At 74.1% G+C, this 23,687-nt stretch carries 25 protein-coding genes; 6 read left to right on the top strand and 19 right to left on the bottom strand.

Translation table 11 applies throughout. From position 1 onward, the window contains the following. Positions 1-15 precede the first annotated feature (15 nt). Positions 16-303, top strand: a complete 288-nt coding sequence (locus ACIPUC_RS03795; protein ID WP_446586563.1) for a chaplin — start codon at positions 16-18, stop codon at positions 301-303. 80 nt (positions 304-383) lie between these two features. Here the strand turns inward: ACIPUC_RS03795 and ACIPUC_RS03800 are convergent, their stop codons facing one another. The 6 genes from ACIPUC_RS03800 to ACIPUC_RS03825 form a co-directional block, all read right to left on the bottom strand. Continuing rightward, positions 384-1,247 carry a tyrosinase family protein gene (locus ACIPUC_RS03800; protein ID WP_446586564.1) on the bottom strand — a complete coding sequence of 288 codons (864 nt, stop codon included), beginning with the start codon at positions 1,245-1,247 and terminating at the stop codon, positions 384-386. Between the two features lie 16 nt (positions 1,248-1,263). Continuing rightward, a complete protein-coding gene (locus ACIPUC_RS03805; RefSeq protein WP_446586565.1) occupies positions 1,264-1,629 on the bottom strand; it encodes a tyrosinase family oxidase copper chaperone in 366 nt (121 codons plus the stop codon). A 59-nt stretch (positions 1,630-1,688) separates the two neighbouring features. Beyond that, on the bottom strand, positions 1,689-2,216 hold the full coding sequence (locus ACIPUC_RS03810; protein WP_446586566.1) for a GNAT family N-acetyltransferase: 528 nt from the start codon (positions 2,214-2,216) through the stop codon (positions 1,689-1,691). A 223-nt stretch (positions 2,217-2,439) separates the two neighbouring features. After that, a complete protein-coding gene (locus tag ACIPUC_RS03815) occupies positions 2,440-3,564 on the bottom strand; it encodes an acyl-CoA dehydrogenase family protein (RefSeq protein ID WP_446586567.1) in 1,125 nt (374 codons plus the stop codon). Then, a complete protein-coding gene (locus ACIPUC_RS03820) occupies positions 3,561-4,760 on the bottom strand; it encodes an acyl-CoA dehydrogenase family protein (protein ID WP_446586568.1) in 1,200 nt (399 codons plus the stop codon). Before ACIPUC_RS03820 ends, ACIPUC_RS03815 begins: the two co-directional genes overlap by 4 nt. After that, positions 4,757-5,731 (bottom strand): NADPH:quinone oxidoreductase family protein, encoded by a 975-nt coding sequence (locus ACIPUC_RS03825; RefSeq protein ID WP_446586569.1) that lies wholly within the window; start codon positions 5,729-5,731, stop codon positions 4,757-4,759. The genes ACIPUC_RS03820 and ACIPUC_RS03825 overlap by 4 nt, the downstream gene beginning before the upstream one ends. Before the next feature lie 200 nt (positions 5,732-5,931). Here ACIPUC_RS03825 and ACIPUC_RS03830 point away from each other — a divergent pair, with 200 nt between their 5' ends. Together ACIPUC_RS03830 and ACIPUC_RS03835 are read left to right on the top strand one after the other, a co-directional pair. After that, entirely contained in the window at positions 5,932-7,074 is a 1,143-nt protein-coding gene (locus ACIPUC_RS03830; protein WP_446586570.1) for a hypothetical protein, read from the top strand. Between the two features lie 49 nt (positions 7,075-7,123). Further along, positions 7,124-8,023 (top strand): SDR family oxidoreductase, encoded by a 900-nt coding sequence (locus ACIPUC_RS03835; protein ID WP_446586571.1) that lies wholly within the window; start codon positions 7,124-7,126, stop codon positions 8,021-8,023. 19 nt (positions 8,024-8,042) lie between these two features. On the opposite strand, the gene ACIPUC_RS03840 is transcribed toward ACIPUC_RS03835, so the two are convergent. The 5 genes from ACIPUC_RS03840 to ACIPUC_RS03860 all read right to left on the bottom strand — a co-directional run bounded on the left by ACIPUC_RS03840 (position 8,043) and on the right by ACIPUC_RS03860 (position 13,274). Further along, on the bottom strand, positions 8,043-8,879 hold the full coding sequence (locus ACIPUC_RS03840; protein WP_446586572.1) for an enoyl-CoA hydratase/isomerase family protein: 837 nt from the start codon (positions 8,877-8,879) through the stop codon (positions 8,043-8,045). A 55-nt stretch (positions 8,880-8,934) separates the two neighbouring features. Next, complete coding sequence (locus ACIPUC_RS03845; protein ID WP_446586573.1) at positions 8,935-9,699, bottom strand: PIG-L deacetylase family protein; 765 nt, start codon at positions 9,697-9,699, stop codon at positions 8,935-8,937. 54 nt (positions 9,700-9,753) lie between these two features. Continuing rightward, positions 9,754-11,058, bottom strand: a complete 1,305-nt coding sequence (locus ACIPUC_RS03850) for an alpha/beta fold hydrolase (protein WP_446586778.1) — start codon at positions 11,056-11,058, stop codon at positions 9,754-9,756. Positions 11,059-11,179: 121 nt separating this feature from the next. After that, positions 11,180-12,268, bottom strand: coding sequence for an S-(hydroxymethyl)mycothiol dehydrogenase (locus ACIPUC_RS03855; protein WP_446586574.1), 1,089 nt, complete (start codon positions 12,266-12,268; stop codon positions 11,180-11,182). 73 nt (positions 12,269-12,341) lie between these two features. Then, the gene (locus ACIPUC_RS03860; protein WP_446586575.1) at positions 12,342-13,274 is read right to left on the bottom strand and encodes a LysR substrate-binding domain-containing protein; all 933 of its coding nucleotides are present in this window, start codon (positions 13,272-13,274) and stop codon (positions 12,342-12,344) included. 71 nt (positions 13,275-13,345) lie between these two features. Here ACIPUC_RS03860 and ACIPUC_RS03865 point away from each other — a divergent pair, with 71 nt between their 5' ends. Together ACIPUC_RS03865 and ACIPUC_RS03870 are read left to right on the top strand one after the other, a co-directional pair. Beyond that, positions 13,346-14,284, top strand: a complete 939-nt coding sequence (locus ACIPUC_RS03865; protein ID WP_446586576.1) for a dihydrodipicolinate synthase family protein — start codon at positions 13,346-13,348, stop codon at positions 14,282-14,284. A gap of 417 nt (positions 14,285-14,701) precedes the next feature. Next, positions 14,702-15,436 carry a transglycosylase SLT domain-containing protein gene (locus tag ACIPUC_RS03870; protein WP_446586577.1) on the top strand — a complete coding sequence of 245 codons (735 nt, stop codon included), beginning with the start codon at positions 14,702-14,704 and terminating at the stop codon, positions 15,434-15,436. On the opposite strand, the gene ACIPUC_RS03875 is transcribed toward ACIPUC_RS03870, so the two are convergent. From ACIPUC_RS03875 to ACIPUC_RS03905, 7 genes are all read right to left on the bottom strand, one after another. Then, positions 15,420-16,337, bottom strand: coding sequence for a squalene/phytoene synthase family protein (locus ACIPUC_RS03875; RefSeq protein ID WP_446586578.1), 918 nt, complete (start codon positions 16,335-16,337; stop codon positions 15,420-15,422). The two genes, ACIPUC_RS03870 and ACIPUC_RS03875, sit on opposite strands and share 17 nt — an antisense overlap. Before the next feature lie 70 nt (positions 16,338-16,407). Then, positions 16,408-18,054, bottom strand: coding sequence for a serine/threonine-protein kinase (locus ACIPUC_RS03880; protein WP_446586579.1), 1,647 nt, complete (start codon positions 18,052-18,054; stop codon positions 16,408-16,410). A 27-nt stretch (positions 18,055-18,081) separates the two neighbouring features. Next, entirely contained in the window at positions 18,082-19,731 is a 1,650-nt protein-coding gene (locus tag ACIPUC_RS03885; protein WP_446586580.1) for a peptide-N4-asparagine amidase, read from the bottom strand. Between the two features lie 135 nt (positions 19,732-19,866). Next, complete coding sequence (locus ACIPUC_RS03890) at positions 19,867-20,055, bottom strand: hypothetical protein (RefSeq protein WP_384221577.1); 189 nt, start codon at positions 20,053-20,055, stop codon at positions 19,867-19,869. A gap of 35 nt (positions 20,056-20,090) precedes the next feature. Then, on the bottom strand, positions 20,091-20,357 hold the full coding sequence (locus tag ACIPUC_RS03895; RefSeq protein WP_446586779.1) for a GlsB/YeaQ/YmgE family stress response membrane protein: 267 nt from the start codon (positions 20,355-20,357) through the stop codon (positions 20,091-20,093). A 76-nt stretch (positions 20,358-20,433) separates the two neighbouring features. Then, positions 20,434-21,369, bottom strand: coding sequence for a hypothetical protein (locus ACIPUC_RS03900; protein ID WP_446586581.1), 936 nt, complete (start codon positions 21,367-21,369; stop codon positions 20,434-20,436). Beyond that, the gene (locus ACIPUC_RS03905; protein WP_446586582.1) at positions 21,366-22,163 is read right to left on the bottom strand and encodes a phosphatase PAP2 family protein; all 798 of its coding nucleotides are present in this window, start codon (positions 22,161-22,163) and stop codon (positions 21,366-21,368) included. Before ACIPUC_RS03905 ends, ACIPUC_RS03900 begins: the two co-directional genes overlap by 4 nt. A gap of 151 nt (positions 22,164-22,314) precedes the next feature. On the opposite strand from ACIPUC_RS03905, the gene ACIPUC_RS03910 reads away from it, so the two are divergent. After that, positions 22,315-22,950 (top strand): TetR/AcrR family transcriptional regulator, encoded by a 636-nt coding sequence (locus tag ACIPUC_RS03910; protein ID WP_446586583.1) that lies wholly within the window; start codon positions 22,315-22,317, stop codon positions 22,948-22,950. 155 nt (positions 22,951-23,105) lie between these two features. Here the strand turns inward: ACIPUC_RS03910 and ACIPUC_RS03915 are convergent, their stop codons facing one another. Further along, complete coding sequence (locus tag ACIPUC_RS03915; protein WP_446586584.1) at positions 23,106-23,639, bottom strand: TerD family protein; 534 nt, start codon at positions 23,637-23,639, stop codon at positions 23,106-23,108. Between the last annotated feature and the right edge of the window lie 48 nt (positions 23,640-23,687).

Below are 23,687 nucleotides of genomic sequence, written 5' to 3' on the forward strand. Positions count from 1 at the left end.
CATGAGGAGATCTTGATGTCGCGTATCGCGAAGGCATTCGCCGTCACCGCTGTCGCCGGTAGCGTCGTGGCCGCCGGAGCGGGTCTGGCCGTCGCCGATGCCGGAGCGCACGGTGCGGCGGTCGGCTCCCCCGGTGTCCTGTCGGGCAACCTGGTCCAGGTTCCGGTGCACGTCCCGATCAACGTCTGCGGCAACACCGTCAACGTGATCGCCCTGCTGAACCCGGCGTTCGGCAACACCTGCGTCAACGCGTCGGGCGGCAACGGCGACGACCACCACACCGAGGGCGGCTACGGCCACTGATCGGCTGATCGGCTGATCTGAAGGTAGGGCCCCCGCCGTCCGGCGGGGGCCCTACCCGTATATCCGCCATCTGCCATCCGCTATTCGTAGCGGTAGAGGCCCCGGTGGCTGAGCATCTGGCGCGGGGTGACGTCCCACGGCGGCATCGGCTCGTCGAGGGCGATCACCCGGCCGCGCTGGAGGTCGCCGACCGGGAGCGGTGCGGCGGGCAGGTAGCCCGAGCCCGGGTGCCTCTGCTGCCAGCGGGTCCAGATCAGGTCCACGAAGGCGTGGTGCAGCCAGAAGGCCGGGTCGTTGGGCGCGGTGCCGCCGGTCATGTGGCCGCCGATCCACTGGTGGACCTTGTTGTGGTTGCGCCAGCGCTCGCTCTTGGGGGCGGTCCAGCCCTCCAGCTTGTTGCGGAAGCCGCCGGCGTTGGCGGTGGAGTCCCAGGGCGAGACGTCGTAGACCGGGTCGTCGAGGGCCCACTGCAGTTCGGCCGGAGTGGGCAGGGCGATCGGGTTCTGCGGCCGGCCGAGGTTGCGGGTGAGGAAGCGGGCTTCCGAAATGCCCACGGTCACCGTCCAGTTGCCCTTGTCGTAGGCGAAGGGCCCGGTCATCACCTGCCGGTCCGCCCCGCGGCCGGTGCCGCCGAGGAAGTCCTCGGCCCACAGGGAGGAGACCGGGCTGGTGTCGGTGGTCCAGTCCCAGTACGGGATGGAGACGCCCGGGTCGACGGTCTGCAGCTGCCTCTCGAACTCCAGCAGGTAGTAGCGGTGCCACGGGAAGAAGGACGGGGACATGTGCCCGACGCGGAGCTTGCGCTCGCGGTCGGGCACGAAGTACTTGCCGTGGGTGCGCACGAAGGCGTCGTAGACGCCGTTGCGCTTGAGCTCCAGTACGGCGGCCGTGAACCGCTTCTTCTGGGCGCTGGTCAGGTTCTTCTGGTTCTGCCGGATGTACAACGCGGGGCTCCTTCCGTCAGCCGTGGTGCGGGGCGGACGCCGACACCAGCTGGGCCGTGCCCAGTTCGTCGACGGCCGCGCGGGCCAGTTCCAGCGGTGTCCCGAAGGACTGGAAGTGGTTGACCCCGCTCAGATAACTGCCGTCGGCGCGGCGCATGACGTGCAGCGGGCGCCCGTCGATGCGGATCCCGGCCCGGTCCACGGCGATGTACCGGCCCCGGTACGTCTCCTCCGCGAGCGGTGCCGGGGTGAGCGTCTGCCGGGGGCGGCGGGCCCGCAGCACGGGAGCCAGCGCCGCCGCCGTCCCGGCGAGCACGGCCGCGGTGAAGGCCGTACGGAGCAGGGCGCGGCGGGTGGGAAGTGCGGCGGGTGCTGCGTACATGGGGTCTCCCTCGCTCGGTGGCCGGCGGCTACGGGTCTAACGCGGCGCGGCGGGCGAGGTCACCCCTGAGGGTGCTTGTAGAAAAGGGTAGTGGGGTGCAGTCGGCCGTCGGGGTCCGTGGCGTAGTCGGGGATGGTGCCGACCTCGGTCCAGCCCGCGGACCGGTAGACGCGCTCGGCACCGCTGCCGGTCTCGGTGTCGAGGAACAGCAGCACCACCCCGGCCCCGGCGGCCGCCGCCTCGGCCTCGGCGAGCAGGGCGCGGGCGGTGCCGCGGCCGCGGGCCGCCGGATGGACCATCAGCTTGCGCAGCTCGGCGCGGTGGCGGCCGTTGGGCTTGGATTCCCGGTACCAGCTGACGGTGCCGTCGACGCGGCCGTCGTCCGTACGGGATATCCAGAGTGCGAGGGAACCGTCCTCGACGGCGGGCAGCAGGGAGTCCCACCAGGCGGCTGCGGTCTGGTGGTCGAGCCCGGCGAGGAAGCCGAGCGAGGAGCCGCCGTCGACCACGTCGAGGAGGAGGGCGGCCAGCTGGTCGCGGTGCGCGCGCAGTCCGGCGGCGGAGAGCCGGGTGATGGTTGCCGTCATCCGGCGAGGATAGGGACACGCCGCGAGGTGCTGGGGGCGGGGCTGGTGCAGGTCCTGGAAAGATCGCGGCCGTCCGGAGTGCGAAGACGAGGCCGTTCGGCCGTGCCGCTTCCGGATCTTGCCTGACCCGCGCCGCCTTGCGGTGCACGGCACCGGACGACGCGGGCTTGACTGGGGGCACCTCCCAGCGGTGGCTGGGGGAGCAAGATCCGAAAGAGACGGCCTAGGGCACGGGCAGTTCCGCGAACTCGGCGACCAGGCCGCGGTGGTGGCCGGCCGTGCCGAGGGCCAGGGAGTCGGCCTTGGCCCGCTTGAGGTAGAGGTGCGCCGGGTGCTCCCAGGTCATGCCGATGCCGCCGTGCAGCTGGACGCACTCCTCTGCGGCCCGGACGGCCACGCCCGAGCAGTAGGCCTGGGCGACGGCGACCGTGAGCGGTGCGTCCGGGGACGCGGTGGCCAGGGCGTCGGCCGCGGCCCTGGCGACCGCCCGGGCCGAGGCCACGTCGAGCCAGAGGCGCGCGAGGCGGTGCTTGAGGGCCTGGAAGGAGCCGACGGGCCGGTTGAACTGGTGGCGGACCCGGAGGTACTCGACGGTCTCCGTCAGGCACCACTCGGCGATGCCGAGCTGTTCCGAGGCGAGCAGCCCCGCCCCCGAGAGCAGGGCCCCGGCGACGGCGGCCCGGGCCGTGGCGGGGTCGGCGAGCCGGGTGCCGGCGGCGGCTTCGAGGGTGACGGTGGCCAGCGGACGGGTCAGGTCGAGCGGGACCTGCGGGGTGAGCTCGGCCGAGGCGGCGGGGACGGCGTACAGCCCGGTGTCGGCGAGCACCAGCAGCACGTCGGCGGCCACCGCGTCCGCGACGGAGGTGACCGTACCGGTCAGCGTCCCGCCCCCGGAGTCGCGGACGGCGGCCGGCAGCGGGGCTCCGGGGGCGAGGGTCAGCGGCACGGCCGGTACGCACACCTGCCGCCCCGAGGCCAGCTCCCGCAGCAGCGGAACGGCCTCCTCGGTGTCGCAGCCGAGCAGGATCTCGGTGGCGAGCACCGCGCTCGTCAGGTACGGGGCGGGCGCCACGGCCCGGCCCAGCTCCTCCAGGACCACGGCCGCCTCGCGGTGGCTCGCGCCCTGGCCGCCGAGCTTCTCCGGTACGAGGAGCCCGGCAGCGCCGATCCCGGTGGCGAGGGGCCGCCACAGGGCCGGATCGTGGGGCCGGTCGGTTTCGATCCGGGCGAGGACGCCCGCCGGTGCGCAGCGGGCCTCGAGGAGCGAGCGTACGGCGGCGCGCAGTTCCTCCTCGGCCTCGGAGTAGAGCAGGTCCGTCGAGTTGGCCGCGGTCGTCGGGGTCGTCATCGAGCGAGGTCCTTCCAGGCGAGGTCCTTGTCGTCGCGCGGCTCGGAGGGCAGGCCCAGCACGCGTTCGGCGACGATGTTGAGGAGGACTTCGCTGGTGCCGCCCTCGATGCTGTTGCCCTTGGCGCGCAGGTAGCGGTAGCCGGCGTCGCGGCCGGTGAAGTCGACCAGTTCGGGACGGCGCATGGTCCAGTCCTCGTACGCCAGGCCGTCCTCCGCGAGGAGTTCGACCTCCAGTCCGCTGATCTCCTGGTTGAGGCGGGCGAAGGTGAGCTTCATCCCGGATCCCTCGGGGCCGGGCTGGCCGACGGCGAGCTGCTGGCGCAGACGTTCGCCGGTGAGGCGGGCGACCTCGGCCTCCACCCACAGTTCCAGGAGGCGCTGGTGGAGGGCGTGGGTGCGCAGTTCGGGGCGTTCGCGCCAGGCGGCGGCGACCGGCGCGATCATGCCGCCTTCGCGCGGGATGCGCATGCCGCCGATGGAGACGCGCTCGTTCATCAGGGTGGTGCGGGCCACCGCCCAGCCGTCGCCGACGGCGCCGAGCCGGTGGGCGTCGGGGATGCGGACGCCGGTGAGGAAGACCTCGTTGAACTCGGCCTCGCCGGTGATCTGGCGCAGCGGCCGGACCTCGACGCCGGGGGCGTGCATGTCGCAGAGGAAGTAGGTGATGCCCCGGTGCTTGGGCTGCGCCGGGTCGGTGCGGGCGATCAGGATGGCCCAGCGGGCGGTGTGGGCGCTGGAGGTCCACACCTTCTGGCCGTCGACCACCCACTCGCCCGCCTCCGCGTCGAGGACGGCGCGGGTGCCGAGGGCGGCGAGGTCGGAGCCGGCGCCGGGCTCGCTGAAGAGCTGGCACCAGACCTCCTCGCCGACCCACAGGGGGCGCAGGAAGCGCCGCTTCTGCTCCTCGGTGCCGTACGCGAGGATCGTGGGCGCGGCCATGCCGAGGCCGATGCCGATCCGGCGCGGGTCGTTGTCGGGGGCTCCGGAGGCCTCCAGTTCGGCGTCGACGACGCCCTGCAGGGAGCGGGGCGCGCCGAGGCCGCCCAAGCCGTCGGGGTAGTGGACCCAGGCGAGTCCGGCGTCGAAGCGGGCGCGCAGGAAGTCCGTACGGGACGTGGTGGCGGGCGGGTGGGCGGCGAGCAGGTCCCTTACGCGGGCGCGCAGTTCCTCGGCGGTGACGGCCGCGGCGGTCATCGGGTGCCTCCGTCCGGGGCCGGTACGACGACCAGCCGGCCCGTGGTGGTCCCGTCGGCCACGCGCTGTACGGCGTCGGCGGCGCCGGCGAGCGGGACGCGTTCGCTGATCAGCGGTTTGACGGCGCCCTCGGCGGCGAGCCGGGTGAGTGCGGTGTGGCAGTCGAGGATGGATCCGGGGTCCTTGGCGGCGTACAGACCCCAGTGCAGGCCGAGGATGCTGTAGTTCTTCACGAGGGCGTGGTTGAGCGCGGGGGTGGGGATGGTCCCGCTGGTGAATCCGACGACGACGATGCGGCCCTCGAAGGCCACGCACTTGGTGGAGGCGGTGTAGGAGTCCCCGCCGACCGGGTCGTAGACGACGTCGGCGCCGCGCCCGCCGGTGAACTCCTTGACCCGGGAGACGAGGTCCTCGGCCGTGCGGTCGATCACCAGGTCGCAGCCGAGCTCCTCGGCGGTGCGGGCCTTGGCCTTGCCGCCGACCACACCGATGACGGTGGCCCCGGCGGCCTTGCCCAGCTGGACGGCGGCGCTGCCGACCCCGCCCGCGGCGGCGTGCACGAGGAGGGTCTCGCCGCTCTGCAGGCGGGCCCGGCGGTGCAGGCCGAACCAGCCGGTCTGGTAGCCGATGTGCAGGGCGGCCGCCTCGGCGTCGTCGAGGGTCTCCGGGGCGGGGAGCAGGGCCCGCGCGGGGGCGGTGACGTACTCGGCGAAGCCGCCGTGCGGCAGGCTCGGGTTGGCGATGACCCGCCGGCCGTCCTCGGTCTCGCCGCAGATCTCCACACCGGGGGTGAAGGGGAGCGGCGGGCGGATCTGGTACTGCCCGCGGACCAGCAGCGCGTCGGGGAAGTTGACGTTGGCGGCGAGCACCCGGAGTTTCACCTCGCCCTCGCCGGGGACCGGTTCGGGGACCTCCTCGAGGCGCAGGGCCTCACGGGGCTCGCCAGGGGTGTGTACTCGCCATGCCTGCATCCGGGGCCTCCAGCCGCCGTCGAGGAACCACGCTCCGCGGGCATACTAAGCGGTCGCTTGCCCTCCTGTGAACCCGTCGGGGACGCGCCCGGACAACCGGGTGATCTTTCCGGGTCTGCAGGGATAGCATCAACAGGCGTATGCCATCCGGCACATGACGCGCAGCATCAGGGGGGAACCGTACGATGAACAGAAGCCGCATGAGACGTACCACGTCCGCAGCCGCAGCCGCGATCGCTCTCGCGGGCGTCGTCACGGCGGCGGGCCCGGCCGCGGCGGCCACCGCTCCGTGCACGCCGGACATCATCAAGCTGCCCGGCATCAACAGCGACTCCTCGGGCGGCGGGCGGCTGAAGGACTTCGGCGCGGGCGGCCTGGCGGTCGGCTCCAGCGCCAACCTGCCGGTGTACTGGACCGCGGACCGGACGGCCCACGCCGTGCCGCTGCCCGAGGGCTTCCAGTCCGGCGAGGTCAAGGCCGTGAACTCCAAGGGCCTGATGGTCGGCACCGTGGAGCGCAGCGCGGACCGCGCCGTCGCCGCGTTCACCTACCAGCAGGGCGCCGACGCCGTCCAGCTGCTCGATGCGGGTGCCACCGGCACCGTCGCGCTGGACGTCAACGATGCGGGCCGCGTCGTCGGCCGCGGCGCGGACGGCGCCAAGGAGTGGCTGAACGGCGCGGTCGTGCGCGAGCTGCCCGTCCCCGCGGACGCCCACCCGAGCACCAAGATCATCTCGGTCGCGGGTATCAACGCGCGCGGTGACATCGCCGGCACGGCGCAGACGGAGTACTACGACGCGGACAACGACCAGACCGTCACCAATACCTTCCCCGTGGTCTGGCCGGCCGGGGGCGGCTACCCGCCCTACAGCCTCCGGGTCTGGAACGAGGGCCACTGGAGCGTCGGCACCTACGCGCGGGACATCGACGACCGCGGCCGGGTCGTCGGGACCGAGGACTTCGGCTACCGGGACGACCAGCGGCGGACCGCCGCCGTCTGGAAGAAGCCGTACGACGCGCTGCCCGCCGACCCGGGCAAGGTCTCGGGGTACGAGCACCTCGAGCTGGCCGCCGGCAGCCCGGCCACGAACGTCGCGGTCGGCACCGCCGTCACCTTCGTCGAGGGCTACCCGAACCACATCCGGGCCGCCTACTGGCCGGGCCAGGGCCCGGCACTGGCCCTCCCCCACCCCGCGGGGGCGAGCAAGGACTCCCGCAGCGAGGCCTCCGCGGCCTCGGACGACGACCGCGTCGGCGGCTATTTCTTCGACTGGGACACCGGCGTGTCCAACGCCGTGATCTGGACCTGCGCGAGCGGGCAGGCGTACGCACCGCAGGGCTGATCCCGTCCGGGGCATGGTGATCTGAGCGCCCGCGCGCTATCGATGGCGCATGGAGAACCCCTTGCGCGGCCTGCCCGCGCCACCCCCGCTCGGCGCCGCCGCCCTGCCCCCGGGTACGTACGCGGGGCAGGTGGTCCTCGTGACCGGCGGCGGCACCGGGCTGGGCAAGGCCGTCGCCGCCGAGTTCGCGCGGCTCGGCGCCGATCTGGTGATCGCGAGCCGCCGGGCCGAGCAGCTCGAGGCGGCGCGGGAGGAGCTGGCGGCCGTCCCCGGCGCGGGCCGGGTGGCGGCGGCCGTGTGCGACATACGGGACCCCGAGCGGGTCGCGGAGGTCTTCGACGCGGCCCAGGCCGCCTTCGGGCTGCCGGACGTGCTGGTCAACAACGCGGCCGCCAACTTCCCCTCCCCTGCCGAGGACCTGTCGCCGAACGCCTGGCGGGCGGTGGTGGACATCACGCTGACCGGCACCTGGTTCATGACCCGGGAGTTCGGACGCCGCCACCTCGCCGCGGGCGCGCCCGGATCGATCGTGAACATCGGCGCCTCGTACGCCTGGACGGGCGGGCCCGGCTTCGCGCACAGCGCGGCCGCCAAGGCGGGGGTGAAGAACCTGGTGGAGACCCTGGCCGTCGAGTGGGGCCCGTACGGCATCCAGATCAACGGGCTCGTGCCGGGACTGTTCCCGCACCCCGACATGACCGGGGACGTCCGGGACGGCCTGGACCGCGCCGCGCCCGACGACCGGGCCGGGCGGCAGCCGGCCCTGCGGGTGGGCGAGCCCCGGGAGCTGGGCTGGGCCGCGACCTTCCTGGCCTCGCCGTTCGCCCGGTTCGTCACGGGCCACACCCTCGTGGTCGACGGCGCGAACTGGCAGCGCCGCGCGCTGGTCAACCCCGAGGTCGTGCCGGTGCGCGAGCAGCTGGGGCGCGGGCCCTTCGGTGGGCCCTGAGCGGCCTCGGGGAGACCGCTCAGCCTCCCGTGAAGTGCGGGGGGCGTCGGGCGGCCTTGGCTCCGTAGCCCTCGCGGCAGTCGTCCGAGGTGAGGGTGAGGGCGGCCGTCATGGCGACGCGGTCGAGGGCCGAGGGCAGGGCCGCGTCCGCGTAGGCGTCGACCGCGCGCTTGATGCCCTGGACCGCGAGGGGGGCGTTGGCGGCGATCTCCGCCGCCAGGCCCCGGGCCGTGGCGTCCAGCTCCGCGCCGGGCACGACCAGCTGGACCAGGTTCAGCCGCTGCGCGGTCGCCGCGTCGATACGGCGGCCGGTCAGGGCCAGGTACTTGGCCCAGCCCGCGCCCGCCTCCCGGGCGACGCGCAGGTCGCCGCCCGCGTCCACGGCCACGCCCAACCGGGCTTCGGGGAGGGCGAAGACGGCGTCCTCGGCGGCCACCCGGATGTCGGCCATCAGGGCCAGCTCGAAGCCGAAGCCGAGGCAGTAGCCCTGGACGGCGGCCACCACCGGCTGCGGGAGACGGGCGAGGACCGCGAACCGCTCGTGGACCCAGCGGATGCCCTCGTAGTAGTTGCGGGTCCGCTCGGCCGCCGATCCGCCGGTGATCGCGCCGCCGGGAGCGGTCACGTCGATGCCCGCGCAGAAGGCCCGGCCCTCGGCGCGCAGCAGTACCGCGCGGACCGAGGGGTCGAAGCGGATCCGGTCCGCGAGCAGCCCCAGCTGGCGGGTGGACTCCCAGCTCCATCCGTTGAGCTTGTCGGGGCGGCACAGGGTGAGGACCGCGAGGCCGCCGGCCGCGGTCTCCAGCCGGATCCGCTCCTCCCCCTCCGCGATCTCCGTGGTGACGGTGTCGATCACGCCGGATGCACCCCCGTAAGACGTCTGACGGAGCGTCAGACTAGAGGGTGCCCGGTCAGCGGGGGAAGACCTCGAACGGGACCGCCGGACGGCCGCCGAACCGGGCGGCCGCCTGCTGGGCGTTGCCGGTGAGGAAGGTGCGGACGTACTCCGCCGGGTCCTGGTCGGTGAGACCTTCGATGTACGACTTGTGCTCCAGCAGGGACTCGATCGACCGCAGCAGGCCCGGACCGGCGTCGGCCGCGTGCGTCGGCGTGCTGGAGCCGGACACCGCGACCCAGCGCACTCCGTTCCACGGCTCCAGGCCCTGCTCGGTGAGGAGTTCGGGGAAGATCCACCGGTTCCCGGCGTCACCGGCCGCGTCCAGGGTGGCCCGGCCGACTGCCTTGTGGTCGGGGGTGTTCCAGTAGCCGCCGCCCTGCGCGCCGCCCCACGTGTCGCGGTGGTTGAGCGTCACCACCAGCTCCGGACGGTGCCGGCGGATGGCCGCCGCGATGTCCCGGCGCAGGTCGAGGCCGTACTCGATGACGCCGTCGCGGTAGTCGAGGAACTCCACCTCGGACACGCCGACGACGGCCGCGCTCGCCCGCTGCTCCGCCTCGCGCAGCGGGGCGCAGTCGGCGGGGGCGAGGGTGTCGATGCCCGCCTCGCCCCGGGTGGCGAGCAGGTAGACGACCTCGCGGCCCCCGTCGGTCCAGTCCGCGATCGCGGCCGCGCAGCCGTACTCCAGGTCGTCCGGGTGGGCGACGACGGCGAGGGCGCGCTGCCAGTCGGTGGGCATGGGCTGCAAGGGCGCCGGCTGATCACGCTGTTCGGTCATGCCTCGCACCCTAAACGAACGGCCCGGCCCGGTGCGGGCCCCGACGCGACCCGGTCAGGCCTCGCCGCGCACCAGGGCCAGCAGCCGGTCCAGGACGCGCGGTCCGCCCGCGCGGACCCCGTCGTGCTCGAACTCGTCGGTCACCCAGGTCCGCAGGCCCCGTACGGCCCGTGCGGTCTCCAGGGAGTGCGCGGTGTCCACGTACATGTCGTCGTGGTAGACGGCGGCGGCCACCGGCACCTCGTTGGCGGCGAGCCCGGCCTGGTCGTAGAGGGGTTCCCAGCCGGTACGGGCGGCCAGCAGGTCGGCGGTCTCGCGCAGCGGGGCGAGGGAGGGGTCCACGGTGAAGTGCCAGGGGTGGATGGTCTCGCCGGTGAAGAGGAGGGGCTCGTCGCCCGCGAGGGTCTTGGCGGCGTCGAAGCGCGGCTGTCCGGCGCGCACCCGCTCGGCGGCCCAGGCGGTGGGCACGGCCGGATCCTGGGCGTAGATCGCCTCGTGGACCAGCGCGTAGAGGGGGTGCCCGGCGAAGGAGAGCAGCGCGCGGGCGCCCTCGAGGAAGGCGTCGGAGAGGGCGGGGCCGGCCGGGGTCCGGACGAACGCGTCCTCCAGCAGGTAGTGCAGCTGGTGGCTGCCGTCTCCGGAGCCGAGGAGCAGGCCGAGGGACTGGAAGGCCTCGACGGTGAGGCGGTAGCCGCCGGGGAGTTCGGCCGGGCGCTCGGCGAGGTGGGCCGCGATCCGGCGGGCGCGCTCCACGTCCATCGGGTACCGGTGGTAGTGGGCCAGGTTCTTGCGCTCGATGCGGGGGTACGCGGCCTCGTACACCTCGTCGGCGGTGGCGGTCAGGGACGGGAGGCCGCCGGTGATCAGGGCGGCGGTGAGGCCTTCGGGGGCGGCGGCGAGGTAGCGGGTGGTGCAGAACCCGCCGAAGCTCTGGCCGAGCACGGTCCACGGGGCACCGCCGGTCAGGGCGGGGCGGATGGCCTCGGCGTCGCGCACGATGGAGTCGGAGCGGAAGTGGGCGAGGTACTCGGCCTGCTGGGCGGGGGCGCCGCGCAGCGGCAGGGTCTGCCGGTTCAGCGGGGTGGAGCGTCCGGTTCCGCGCTGGTCGAGCAGGAGGACGCGGTAGTCGGCCAGGGCACGCTCCAGCCACGCCTGGCGGCCGGTGAACCGCCGGGCCCCGAAGCCGGGTCCGCCCTCCAGGTAGAGCAGCCACGGCAGGGCAGCCGGGTCCTTGCCGGAGGCGACGACCTCGCGGGCGTACAGCTCGATCTGCTCGCCGTCCGGGCGCGCGTGGTCCAGGGGTACGGCGAACCGGTGGTCGGTGAGGACCGTTCCGGGCTGGCGGTAGCTGTGCTCGATGGTCACGGACGGCCCCTGGGGTACGAGGTACGGAGACCCGCGCCCCGGCCGGGTCGCGGCGCGGGGCACGGGTGTGGCGTGTCCGGTGAGTCTAGTACGGGTCCCAGAACGGGCCTGGGGCTTACGGGAACTCGACCACCGAGCGCAGGACCTCGCCCCGCTCCATCCGGGCGAAGGCGTCCTCGACCCCGTCGAGGGGGATGGTCTCGGAGACGAAGGCGTCCAGGTCGAGCCGGCCCTGGAGGTAGAGGTCGACCAGCAGCGGGAAGTCCCGCTCGGGCAGGCAGTCCCCGTACCAGGAGGACTTCAGCGCCCCGCCGCGGCCGAAGACGTCCAGCAGCGGGAGTTCGAGCTGCATCTCCGGGGTCGGGACGCCGACCAGGACCACGGTCCCGGCCAGGTCGCGGGCGTAGAAGGCCTGGCGGTAGGTCTCCGGCCGGCCCACGGCGTCGATGACCACGTCGGCGCCGTTGCCGCCGGTCAGGCCCTGGACGGCCTTGACCACGTCCTCGCTGCGGCCGTTGACGGTGTGCGTGGCGCCCAGTGCGCGCGCCCACTCCAGCTTCCGGTCGTCGAGGTCCACCGCGATGATCTTCGACGCGCCCGCCAGCCGGGCCCCGGCCACGGCCGCGTTGCCGACGCCCCCGCAGCCGATGACGGCGACGGAGTCGCCCCGTCCGACGTTGCCGGTGTTCAGGGCGGCGCCGAGGCCTGCCATCACCCCGCAGCCGAGGAGCCCCGCGGCGGTCGGCGCGGCGGCCGGGTCCACCTTGGTGCACTGGCCGGCCGCGACCAGGGTCTTCTCGGCGAAGGCGCCGATTCCGAGCGCCGGGGAGAGCGGGGTGCCGTCCTCCAGGGTCATGGGCTGGGTCGCGTTGTGCGTGGCGAAGCAGTACCAGGGGCGTCCGCGCTTGCAGGCGCGGCAGGTACCGCACACCGCACGCCAGTTGAGGACGACGAAGTCGCCGGGGGCCACGGAGGTGACGTCGGGGCCCACCGATTCCACGATCCCGGCGGCCTCGTGGCCGAGCAGGAAGGGGAACTCGTCGTTGATGCCGCCCTCGCGGTAGTGCAGGTCGGTGTGGCAGACCCCGCAGGCCTGGACCCGGACGAGCGCCTCGCCCGGACCCGGATCGGGCACGAGGATCGTCGTCGTCTCCACCGGTGCGCCCTTGCTCCGGGCGATGACCCCTCGTACGCGGTGCGTCACGTCGTAACCCCGTTCTACTCTCGTCGGTCCCCGACCAGAACGTACACGGGCGCCGCCCGGTAAGGGAGTTGCCTCACTCCGCAGCGCGGGATCCAGCCAGCTCAGGAGGTACGGACGCGCGCAGGGCGGCGCCGAAGGCGGCCACCGCGGGGTGGGCGCCGGCTCCGCTGCGGAAGGCGAGGTTGGTACGGCGCCGCATGCGCAGGCGGATGAGGCGGACGGCCGGATCCGCGGGGCCGGCGACCCCGAGCTGCGGCACGACGGCCACCCCCTGCCCGGCCGCGACCAGGGCGAGCACGGTGGCGAACTCGTCGACCCGGTGGCGGACCCGCGGGGCGAACCCGGCGGCCTGGCAGGCCCGTTCGGTCATGGCGTGGCAGAGGGTGCCGGGGGTCGCGGTGATCCAGGGGTCCTCCGCGTGCGCGCGCAGGACGGCGCCCTGGTCGTCTCCCGGGGGTGGTTCGGGGGCCTGCGCCGCGGGCGCGGCCAGGTACATCGCCTCCCGGTACAGCGGCTCGGTGGCCAGCCCGGGCTCCGGGGCGGCGGGCACGAAGTCGTAGGCGTGGACGAGGGCCACGTCGAGGTCGCCCGAGCGCAGGGCGTGCGCGACCGCCGCCGGGTCGGTCTCGCGGACCATCGGCTCGAGTCCCGGGTGGCGCCGGGCGAGGACGGTCAGGGCGGCCGGGACGATGGCCCGGGTCGCGGTGGGGAAGGCCCCGATGCGCAGGGCGCCGGCCAGGCCGCCGCGCGCCTCGGCCAGATCGGACTCGGCCTGTTCCAGCCGTTCGAGAACGGCCTCGGCGTGGCCGACCAGGTGGTGCCCGGCCGGGGTGAGGCGGACCCGGCGTCCGGTGCGCTCCAGCAGCGGCAGCCCCGCTTCGCGTTCCAGGACGGCGAGTTGCTGGGATACCGCCGAAGGGCTGAAGGCGAGGGCTTCGGCGACGGCGGCGATGGTCCCGCGGCGGGCCAGTTCGCGCAGCAGTCGCAGGCGTCGTACGTCGAGCATCGGCTCAGCTTACGGGTCGGGTAAGAAACGCGAACTGGATTCGGGGCTCGGGGCGGGCGAGGCTCGACGGCATGGCACAGGACATCACCGACATCACCGAAACCACCGGCGGGGACCTCGACGCGGGTCTCTCCCTGCGCGGGATCCACGTACCGCTCGTCACCCCCTTCACGCGCACCGGGGACATCGCCGCCGAGGCCCTGGAGGCGCTGGCCCACGAGGTGCTCGACGGGGGCGCGGCCGGGATCGTCGCCCTCGGCACCACCGCCGAGACCGCCACCCTCGACGGGGCGGAGCGCGACCTGGTCACCGGCATCTGCGCCCGGGTCTGCGAGGAGCGGGGCGCCCTGCTGACCGTGGGCGCGGGGGCCAGCGGGACCCGGGCCGCCGAGGCCTCGCTGGCCCGGCTGACGCGGTGGCCGCGGGCGCGGGCGGCGCTGGTGACCGTACCGCCGTTCGTACGGCCCTCGGCGGCGGGGGTGCTGGCACATTTCGCGCGGCTCGCCGAGGTGAGCCCGGTACCGCTGATCGTCTATCACATCCCGTACCGCACCGGGCAGCCGCTGGATTCGGCCGCGCTGCGGGCGCTCGGCTCGCTGGACGGGGTCGCCGGTGTGAAGTACGCGGCCGGCTCCCTCGGGCAGGACGCCGTGGCGCTGCTCGGGGACCTGCCGGCCGGGCTCGAGGTGCTGGCCGGGGACGACGCGTACCTCTCGCCGCTGCTGGCACTGGGCGCGGCGGGCGGGATCCTGGCCTCGGCGCATCTGGCGACGGCCCGGTTCGCGGAGCTCGCCGACGCCTGGCGGGCGGGTGACGCGGCGCGGGCGAGGCCGCTCGGGCACGCCCTGGCCCGGATGTCTGCGGCGGTCTTCGCCGAGCCGAATCCGGCGGTCGTCAAGGGCGTGCTGCACGCCCAGGGGCGGATCCCGGCACCGGACGTACGGCTCCCGCTGCTGCCGGCCTCCGGGGCTGCGGTGACGGCCGCCCTGGAGCAGCTCGCGACTCTGTGAGGACCCGGGGCCGGACCGGGCGGGGAGGGGCGGCGCGATGGACGGAAAACGTCCATGATGGGCGATTCGCCTGCAACGCACCTGTCGCCCGAATCCGGCCAGCGGACAGCGGACTTGTCCGTATTCACCAAGGGCTCGAAGCAGGGCCTCCGGCCCGTGATGTGAGTCACTCCGAACGCGTCAACATCATTTCCCTCGCGGGGTCGATTCCCTTTTCCCGGAAAGAAAATTGGGTATGGCGCGAAGCGCCCGCCAAGGTCATTTTCGGGGTGGAAGGCAGGAAGTCGATCTACCGGTGGAAATCGGGCCTTGTTCGGGCCCGGCGGGCTCGCCTACGGTCACCCTCATTCCCGGTGGTCCACAGCCGAAACCGGCCACCCCGGGGCCTCTCCGTCCCCCCACGTGAGGAAATGCGCCATGCCCGCAAAGGGAAAGCACCGTCGGCCGAAGCACCACCCGATCACCCGCAAGCTGGCCCTGGCCGGCACGGGCAGCGCGGCGCTCGCCCTCCCCCTGATCAGCACGACCACCGCCGGGGCGGCGGAGGCGGCCACCGTTCCCGCGGCCCGTTCCGCGGTCACCGCTCCCGTGAACGCCGCTCCCGCGACCTATTCCGTGGTCGCCGGCGACACCCTTTCCGAGATCGCCGCGGAGCATTCCGTGAGCGGCGGCTGGAAGAAGCTCTACGCGGCGAACCGGAGCGTCATCGGCGAAAACCCGGCGATCATCCGCCCCGGTATCAAACTGAACCTCGGCACCCAGGACGAGACCGCCCGCGCGAGCAGGTCCGCCGCCCGGCCCGCCATCAAGCCGGCCGCCAAGCCCGCCTACGCGAACAATCTCGACGGCTGGATCCGCGAGTCCCTCGCCGTGATGGCCAAGCACGGAATTCCCGGAACCTACAACGGAATTCACCGCAACGTGATGCGGGAGTCCTCGGGCAACCCCCTCGCCATCAACAACTGGGACATCAACGCCCAGAACGGGATCCCGTCCAAGGGCCTGCTCCAGGTCATCGACCCGACGTTCAAGGCCTACCACGTGCCGGGTACCTCGCTGGACTCCTACGACCCGGTCGCGAACATCACGGCCGCCTGCAACTACGCGGCCGCCCGCTACGGTTCCATCGACAACGTCAACGGGCCCTACTAGAAATCCTCAGGGCCCGGGCTCGGAGCAGGGTGCGCAGGGGGGCCGCGAGGCCGTACCCGACGTCCCTGCGCAGGGCGGTGACTCCCGCGCGCTGCACGGCGGTGAGCTGGTGGGCCATCAGCTCCGCCATGGTCGCGGTCACCGGGCGCAGCCCGGGGTCGACGAGGTCGAGGATGCCGTCGGTGGCGTCGAGGGCGGCTCGGGCGCGGCCGGTTTCGGCGGCGAGCAGCGCGCGTACGGCAGGGGTGTCGCGGGCCTGTTCGAGATCGGCACGGGTCACGGAATGCTCCTCGAGGCGGGCCCGCGGGATGCAGAGCCGGCCGTCGGCCAGGTCCCCGGCGAGGTCCGCGAGGAAGTCGACCCGCTGGGCGGCGTCGACGAACCGCCGCCAGCCCGCGGCCTGTTCCGCGTCGGGGCCGCCCTGGTACTGGAGGCCGGTGAAGACCAGCACCCCCGGCCAGGCGTAGGCGTCGAGGTAGTCCTGGAAGTCCTCCTCGGCGGCGAAGCCGTCGAAGGCGGCCTCCGCGGTGGCGGCGCCTTCGAGGAACCGGGAGACCCACTGCGCGGGCAGGCCGCGGGTGTCCACGGCGTGCGCGTAGGCGCGCAGCACCGGGTCCGGGCTGTCCCCGGTCTTCAGGGCCGCTTCGACGCGCTCGCTCAGCGCGGCCAGGTTGGCGGCCCGCTCCGCCGGGGTGCCGGTCTCGGCCACGTCGTCGACCAGGTTCATGAAGGCGAGGCCGGCGGCGAGCCAGGGCACCAGGGGCGGCGCGGCGAGCAGGCGCAGCGCGAGGTACGGGGCGGGTTCGCGGCGGAGCACCCGGCGGGCGGCGTGGGTGTAGTCGTCCCGCAGCCGGGTGCCGGAGATCCCGGCGGCCGTGAGTGTGGTGCGCCAGCTCGGCATGGTGGTCCTGCTCCCTGGAAACGGTGCGGAGATCAGGATCGCAGACCCCGGGCGGCGGGCTTCGGCCGCCTCAGGAGCGGTAGACCTTCCTGACCTTGCCGTCGGTGCCGGCCAGGACGTAGCCGCCCTGCCCGTACTCGTCGCTGAGGTAGGGCCGCATGGACGGGCTCTGGTCCATCATCCAGGGCTCGACGATCACGTAGCGGGAGGTCGGGTTCGCCACGCCCAGGTCCTGCTTGGCCTGCTCCAGGAGGGCGGGCAGGGTGTCCCATTCGACCGTGGCCATGTCCATGAGCGGGGCGCGGTCCTTGACGGTGCCGGCGGGGCCGGTGCGGGTGACCCCGCCGTCGCGGTACTGCCAGGAGTCGACGGTCTTGGCTCCGGGGGCGGTGGGGACGTCGGCGATGACGTAGGAGTCGTAGATCCGCAGGTTCACGAAGCTGGTGGTGCCGGTCTGCTGCTTCAGGGCCGCCAGGGCGGTCCGGATGCCCGCGGGGGTGAGCAGGCTGCCCTCGGCGGCGGCGCCCTTGCCCGTGCTCGCCTTGGGGCCGGGGGCCGGGGGAACGACGGGGACCGCGCTGCCGGAGGGGGCGGCGCTGCTGACGGTGCCGCCGGGGCGGCCGCTGCCTCCCTTCGCGCCGCCGCCGGAGCCGGTGCCGTCCGGCAGCAGCTTGACGATCCCGACCGTGCCGGCGACGAGGACCGCCGCGAGGGCTGCGCCGAGCAGGACCGGGCGCTTGCGCGGGGCCGCCGCCGGGAGGGGCGCGGTGGCCGCGTACGGGTGGGGCACCGGGCCGAACGGCGGCGGCGTGGGCGGCCCGTACTGCCCGACGACCGGCGGAGCCGCGGGGGTCGCGGGGGCCGTGGTGAGAGCGGTGCTCGCATCCCGGAGCAGCTGCTCCAGCTGCGCCGCGTCGGGCCGTGCGGCCGGATCCCGTACGAGCAGCCGTTCCAGTACGGCCGCCAGCGGGCCGGAGCGTACGGGCGCCGGGATCGGCTCGTCGAGCACGGCCACCACGGTGGCGAGGCTGGTGGCCCGGCGCAGCGGGTGGACCCCCTCCGCGGCCACGTACAGCAGCATGCCGAGCGACCACAGGTCGGAGGCGGCCAGCCCCTCCTCCCCGCGGACCCGCTCGGGTGCGATGTACTCAGGCGAGCCGATCAGCACGCCGGTGGAGGTGAGCCCGGTCGAACCGTGCAGGGCTGCGATGCCGAAATCGGTGAGCACCGCCGATCCGTCGGGCCGCAGCAGCACGTTGGCCGGTTTCACGTCCCGGTGCAGGACCCCCTCGGCGTGCGCGGCGCGCAGGGCGGACAGGAGGTCGAGGCCGAGCCGGAGCACGTCCGCCACCGGCAGCGGGCCGGACGCCAGCCGGTCGTGCAGGGAACCGCCCTTGACCAGTTCCATCACGATCCACGGATGGCCGTCCGAACCCTCGGGGGGCTCCACGATGTGGTGGATCGTCACCACGTGCGGGTGGGCGAGGCGGGCCAGCGCCCGGGCCTCGCGGACGGCCCGTTCGCGCAGCTGGCCGGCGAGACCGGGCTGGGCGGCGGCGGTCGCCGGGTCCGGCGGGCGCACCTCCTTGAGCGCGACCTCGCGGTGCAGTGCGATGTCGCGGGCACGCCAGACCGTGCCCATGCCGCCGCTGCCCAGGGGCGCCACCAGCTCGAAGCGCCCGTCGATCGGCTGTCTGCCGGCCTCACTCGTGTCCATGGCCGGTCATCGTAGGGGGCTGCGGTGTCAGCAGCGCCGGCGGTCCACCGTGAGGGTGCCCTGCACGGCGGTGACCGTGCGGTCGTAGCACCCGCCGGGCGCCGAGGACCCGTACAGGCGGGAGCGGGCGGAGGTGGTGGCGACCGCGTGCCGCTGGTCCCGCGGGACGTTCGCGGTGTAGGTGGCGTCTCCCGTGTACCGGTCGTCGAGCCGGGAGGAGTCGACCTTCCGCCCGCCGCGCACGGTGGCGGTGTCGGCGCGGTCGCCGAGCGAGAGGACGGTGCGCAGCCGGTCGCCGGCGCCGAGGGTGGTCTCGCCGTCCATCGTGTAGGTGCGGTGGGTGCGGGTCGCGGTGGCCCCCCGGGTCACCGTCTCGTCGTCGGTCCAGGTGGCGGTGAGCGCGTCGCGGTTCTCGCCCTCGGTCCAGCGGTGGGCGGAGGTGTTGTGCACGGCGCGGGTGACGGTGGTGGTGACCCGCCCGTGGGAGGTGTCGAGGTGCCCGGCGACGGTCAGCCGGTGGCCGCCCTCGGTGTCGAGGCGGTGTTCGCCGCCGGGTGCGGCGGGAGTCCAGCGGGAGGAGCTGGCCGGGTCGCCCTGCTCGTGCCGGGTGAGGGCGCCGGTGACGACCTCCCGTGCCTCGTCCTGCCACAGCAGCAGGTTGGCGGGGGTGCTCCAGCCGCTCTGCCCGGCCGGCACCCCGGCCACGGACACCTCGATGCGGTGCGGGCGGCCGTCGTTGAGGAGGGCGGCGTAGGGGGTCAGGTCGTAGCGGATGGGCTGCACGTCGAAGGCGCGGGGGCCGGGCGTGACGTACCAGAGGAAGGGGTTGGACCAGCCGCCGGTCCAGACGGTGGGGAAGGGGGCGGCGATGCCGGCGAGCTGTCCGTCGACGGAGACGCGGACCTCACGGTAGGGGCCCCCTTCCGCTTTGCAGGAGTACGGGGCCGCGTCCGGGGTGGTCATGTACCAGTACTCCTCGCAGCCGCCGCCGGAGCCGGTGGCGTACACCTCGGCGAGGAGGCGCTCGGTGTTGCGCGGGGTGGTGACGGACGGGGCGGTCAACGGCAGGACGCGGTCCGGGGTGTCGGACGCGGCCGGGGTGCGGCCCTCGGCCGCGTAGAAGGTGAGGGTGACCTTGACGTCGATGACCCCGGTGTAGGTGTCGTTGACGACGTTGCCGATGAGCATCTCGACGGACTGCGGGCGGGCGAGGGTGTCGCGGTAGCGGGTGACGTCCTTCTCGACCGACCAGGTGATGCCGTCCGGCGAGGGCTGGGGGGTGGAGGTGCGCAGGATCTCGACGCCGCCGAGGGAGAGGTGGCCGAGGCGGTCGTACTGGCGGCCCTTGACCTTGCCGTCGAGGCGGAGCACCACCGCGGCCCACTGGTCGGCGCCGCAGCCCTCGGGCGGGGCGTAACTGCCCCGGTACGGGGTGAAGTCACGGAACTGCGCCTCCGCGAGGGTGACTTCGCAGGACCGGCTCCCGGGCCGGGCCACGGGCGGGGCGGGGGTGAGGGGGTCGTGCCAGTCGGTGCCGAACTCGGCGGGCGGTGATTCGCCTCCGGGGGCGGAAGCCGGTGCGGGGTCGGCGGCGTTCGCGGGTCCCGCGGTGCCGGCCAGGGTGGCCGCGGCGAGGGTCAGCGCGCCGAGCAGGCCCATGATCCTGTGTCGTCTCATGGGCCAGCAGTGAAACCGGCCCGCCCGGGCGGCGCCAGATCCGATGCCCCGGCCCTGGCTTGAAATCGCCGGTCGGTCGTCGTGGTCGCCGGCGACCGGGAGCGCCGCGCCCCGGCGCCGCTTCCGGTCACGGCGCTAGCGCTTCAGCGCGCGGTACCGCTTGAGCAGCGCGGTGATCTTCTCGGGATCGGCCTTTCCGTTCAGCTCGGCGAGGAGGTCGTCGGGGCAGAGCTCGTAGAGGTCGCCCCACCATCGGCCGCCCTTGGTCTTCCAGATCCGGTAGCCGCCGGGAACCCCGCGTGCGACGTACGCGCGTCGGCTCATGCCCCGTCCCTTCCCCGCCCGCCGCGTCCGGACACTCAGTCGCGGGAGTTGCCGAAGAGGATCCGGTAGCCGATCAGGAGGACCAGCGAGCCGGCGATGGCGGAGCCCCAGGTGGCCAGGTCGAAGAACTGGGTCTGGACCGGGCGGTCCAGGAACTTCGCCGAGAGCCAGCCGCCGGTGAAGGCGCCGGCCACACCGATGAGGGTGGTGCCGATCAGGCCGCCCGGGTCCCGGCCCGGCAGCAGGACCTTGGCGATGCCGCCGGCCAGCAGTCCCAGGATGATCCAGCCGATGATCCCCATGTCCATGCGCTCCGTTTCGGTGTTCGGGTGGTTCGCCAGGGAGGACGCGACCGGGGCCGAAACGGTTCTCCGGCACTCAGCGGTGGCGGGCCGGAGCGAGCACGCCGAGCGGTGCACCGGGCGCCGGGACGGGAGCGGACGCGGGAGCGGGTGCCTGGGCAGGAGTCGGGGCCGAGGTCCGGACGGGAGCCGGACCGGGCGGCGTACGGGTCAGCAGGAGGACACCGCGCGTCGCGGCCAGGGCGCCTGCCGCGGCCAGCAGCACCCCCACCGCGCCGCCCTGGAGGCGTTCGCCGAGCAGGACCATGCCGATGGCGGCCGCGGCCAGCGGGTTGGCCAGGTTCACCACGGCGAGCGGGGCCCCGAGCCCGCCGCGGTAGGCACGCTGCGACAGGAGCATCCCGCCGACGGCGAACACCACGACGAGCAGGCCCACGGCGACGACCCGGGCGCTGAACAGGGATCCGCCGCGGCCGCCCGCCACGGCCACGGTCTGGGTGAGGGCCGAGGCGGCCGCCGAGGCCAGCCCGGAGGCGGTGGCGTGCCGCAGCCCGGAGCGGGGGTCCTTGACGGCGGTCAGCAGCAGGATCACCGCGGCCGTGGTCCCGGAGACGGCGAGCGCCTCGGCCAGGGTGAGCGTGTCGTCGGGGGCCGGCCCGGAGGCCGGGAGCAGCAGGAGCCCCAGGCCCGTGACGGTGGCCAGGGTGCCCCGCCATTCGGTGGCCGCCACCCGCCGGCCGGATCCGCGCGCCCCCAGCGGGACGGCGGCCACCAGGGTCAGCGCGCCTAGCGGCTGCACCAGCGTGAGCGGCCCGTACCGCAGGGCGGCCGCGTGCAGCAGGGCCGCGGCGGCGTTCAGTCCGGCCGACCACCACCAGGCGCCGTTGCCGAGCAGGGCCTTGGCCGTGCGCGCGGCTCCGGCGCGGGCGAGCCGCTCCTGGGCCACGGCGGCGGCCGCGTAGGCCACGGCGGAGGCGAGGCACAGGCCGACGGCGAGGGCGGTGGCGTTCACCGGTCGGCCCCGACGGGCGCGGGCGCGGCGCGCCGCGGACGGGGCAGCCCGCGTACGGGGACAGCGGCGGTTCCCCGGCGCGGGACCAGCAGCAGGGCCGCTCCCAGGAGCAGGGCCGCCACGATGGCGTCGAGCCAGTAGTGGTTGGCGGTGCCGACGACCACGAACAGGGTCAGCGCGGGGTGCAGCAGCCACAGGGCGCGCCACCGGCCGGAGGTGGCGGCGATCATGCCGAGCGCGAGCATCAGGGCCCAGCCGAAGTGCAGGGAGGGCATCGCCGCGAACTGGTTGGCCATGGTGTCGGTGGCCGGCGCGGCCCCGTAGACGCTGGGCCCGTAGACCTGTCCGGTGTCGACCAGGTGCGCGGCCCCCAGCATCCGCGGGGGCGCGAGCGGGAAGGCGAGGTGCAGGGCGAGGGCGGCTGCGGTGAGCACCGCGAGCACGCGGCGCGCCCAGAGGTAGTGGTCGGGCCTGCGCAGGTAGAGCCAGATCAGGAAGAGCGCGGTCGCCGGGAAGTGGACCGCCGCGTAGTAGGTGTTGGCGGTGTGGACGAGGGCGTCGCCGTGCAGCAGCAGGCGCTGTACCCCTCCCTCGCCGGGGAGGCGCAGGGCGCGCTCGGCGTCCCAGATGCGCGCGGCGTTGCGGAAGGCCTCCTCGGTGCGTCCGGTCGAGAGGGTGCGGCCCGCCTTGTAGACGGTGAACAGTCCCGCGACGAGCAGCAGCTCGCGTATGAGGCGGCGGCGTGCGGCCTTGCGGTCCGCCGCCGCCCCTGCGGGTGTGGTCTGGGAGGTCATCCCCCGGTCTCTCTTCCTGTTGCGCACAGATCGACACGCCAGTGTATCGATACATTCGCGTATCGATACGAGGGTGTACCGATACGCTTGCGTTCCCGTACACTCGCACTGGAAGATGCCGCCGAGGCGCCCCAGAGGAGAGCCGCACCCCATGACGTCGACGCCGACCACCGCGCGCCGCTCCAAGATCACTCCGGAGCGGGAGCAGGAGTTCTTCGACGCCGTCCTGGAGCAGCTGCGCGAGCACGGCTACGAGGCCCTGACCATGGAGGGCGTCGCCGCGCGGGCCAGCTGCGGCAAGTCCACGCTCTACCGGCAGTGGAAGACCAAGCCCCGGCTCGTCGCCGCCGCCCTGCGCGCGAACCGGCAGGGCACGCTCGTCGCGGTGGACACCGGGACACTGGCCGGCGACCTGCGCGAGGCGGCCCGAATCGCGGCCTGCACCTCGGGGCGCGACACCCGGCTCATGCAGGCCCTCGGGCACGCGGTGCTCAGCGACGCGGAACTGCAGGCCGCGCTGCGCGAGGCGCTGGTCGAGCCGGAGCTGGCCGCCTTCGCCGCGATGGTGGAACGGGCGGTGGCGCGCGGGGAGATCACCGCGGACCACCCGGCCGTGGAGTTCCTGCCCGCGCAGCTGATGGGTGTGCTGCGCATCCGGCCGGTGCTCGAAGGGCGCGACGCCGACGCCGACTACCTGCTCCGCTTCGTCGAGGCGGTCGTGCTCCCCTCCCTGGGCCTCACACCGCCGGGAACCTCCCGGACTCCCAGGACCCCCGGGGCCCACTGAACCGGCGGGCCGCCGTCCCGATGACCGGACGGTGACCTGCCCGCGCTGCCTCGTGGGGACGGCGGCAGCGCGCCAGTTGGACCGGGCGGCGGTCCCTCACTCGAGGAGTGACCGCCGTCCGGTCCGATCGGCCGCGGAAGAGAGGTGGCCCGCCGTCAGCGGAGCACGCCCATGGTGCGGGTGAACTCCTCCGGGTCGGAATCGAAGCCGTGCAGGCGTGCGTCGAGGGACCAGGCTCCCGAGGCGTCGCGGGTGAACTCGGCGACCGTCGCCGCGGTGGCGGACGGGACGGAGCCGAAGTCGCCCTGGGCGAGATCGGTATATCCCTCGCGGATGCGCAGGCCGGTCCCGGCGACATCGGCGAAGGTGATGGCGCGCTCCGCGCCGGTGTCCTGGATGATGACGCCGACCACCACGCGCTGCAGATCCGGTGCCATCCGGTTGAGTTCGAGGGTCATCACCTCGTCGAAGCCGAAGCCCTGGCCCGTGTGGCTGTCCCGGTTCAGGGTGATGGTGCCGTCGGGTGAGCGGCTGCCGAAGTGGACCAGGTGGACGGGTACCCCGTGCAGGTCCGCGGCGCCGAAGACCGCGGCGACGATGTCGAGGTCGTGCGCGGGCGTTCCGGCGGGGCTGGGGTCCCACCGCAGCCCGATCTCGACCTTGGCCAGGCCCTTGCGTACACCAGTCACGGAACTCCCCCTTCGCTTACGGGTATTGCCCGGCCATGCTCCCACGTG

The organism is Streptomyces sp. LARHCF249 (genome assembly GCF_052871255.1).

What these genes read in the sequence shown, in the direction of transcription:
- ACIPUC_RS03795 (WP_446586563.1), top strand. Translation starts at nt 16, where the DNA reads ATGTCGCGTATCGCGAAGGCATTCGCCGTCACCGCTGTCGCCGGTAGC.
- ACIPUC_RS03805 (WP_446586565.1), bottom strand. Translation starts at nt 1,629, where the DNA reads ATGTACGCAGCACCCGCCGCACTTCCCACCCGCCGCGCCCTGCTCCGT.
- ACIPUC_RS03810 (WP_446586566.1), bottom strand. Translation starts at nt 2,216, where the DNA reads ATGACGGCAACCATCACCCGGCTCTCCGCCGCCGGACTGCGCGCGCAC.
- ACIPUC_RS03815 (WP_446586567.1), bottom strand. Translation starts at nt 3,564, where the DNA reads ATGACGACCCCGACGACCGCGGCCAACTCGACGGACCTGCTCTACTCC.
- ACIPUC_RS03820 (WP_446586568.1), bottom strand. Translation starts at nt 4,760, where the DNA reads ATGACCGCCGCGGCCGTCACCGCCGAGGAACTGCGCGCCCGCGTAAGG.
- ACIPUC_RS03825 (WP_446586569.1), bottom strand. Translation starts at nt 5,731, where the DNA reads ATGCAGGCATGGCGAGTACACACCCCTGGCGAGCCCCGTGAGGCCCTG.
- ACIPUC_RS03830 (WP_446586570.1), top strand. Translation starts at nt 5,932, where the DNA reads ATGAGACGTACCACGTCCGCAGCCGCAGCCGCGATCGCTCTCGCGGGC.
- ACIPUC_RS03835 (WP_446586571.1), top strand. Translation starts at nt 7,124, where the DNA reads ATGGAGAACCCCTTGCGCGGCCTGCCCGCGCCACCCCCGCTCGGCGCC.
- ACIPUC_RS03845 (WP_446586573.1), bottom strand. Translation starts at nt 9,699, where the DNA reads ATGACCGAACAGCGTGATCAGCCGGCGCCCTTGCAGCCCATGCCCACC.
- ACIPUC_RS03860 (WP_446586575.1), bottom strand. Translation starts at nt 13,274, where the DNA reads ATGCTCGACGTACGACGCCTGCGACTGCTGCGCGAACTGGCCCGCCGC.
- ACIPUC_RS03865 (WP_446586576.1), top strand. Translation starts at nt 13,346, where the DNA reads ATGGCACAGGACATCACCGACATCACCGAAACCACCGGCGGGGACCTC.
- ACIPUC_RS03870 (WP_446586577.1), top strand. Translation starts at nt 14,702, where the DNA reads ATGCCCGCAAAGGGAAAGCACCGTCGGCCGAAGCACCACCCGATCACC.
- ACIPUC_RS03875 (WP_446586578.1), bottom strand. Translation starts at nt 16,337, where the DNA reads ATGCCGAGCTGGCGCACCACACTCACGGCCGCCGGGATCTCCGGCACC.
- ACIPUC_RS03880 (WP_446586579.1), bottom strand. Translation starts at nt 18,054, where the DNA reads ATGGACACGAGTGAGGCCGGCAGACAGCCGATCGACGGGCGCTTCGAG.
- ACIPUC_RS03885 (WP_446586580.1), bottom strand. Translation starts at nt 19,731, where the DNA reads ATGAGACGACACAGGATCATGGGCCTGCTCGGCGCGCTGACCCTCGCC.
- ACIPUC_RS03890 (WP_384221577.1), bottom strand. Translation starts at nt 20,055, where the DNA reads ATGAGCCGACGCGCGTACGTCGCACGCGGGGTTCCCGGCGGCTACCGG.
- ACIPUC_RS03895 (WP_446586779.1), bottom strand. Translation starts at nt 20,357, where the DNA reads ATGGGGATCATCGGCTGGATCATCCTGGGACTGCTGGCCGGCGGCATC.
- ACIPUC_RS03905 (WP_446586582.1), bottom strand. Translation starts at nt 22,163, where the DNA reads ATGACCTCCCAGACCACACCCGCAGGGGCGGCGGCGGACCGCAAGGCC.
- ACIPUC_RS03910 (WP_446586583.1), top strand. Translation starts at nt 22,315, where the DNA reads ATGACGTCGACGCCGACCACCGCGCGCCGCTCCAAGATCACTCCGGAG.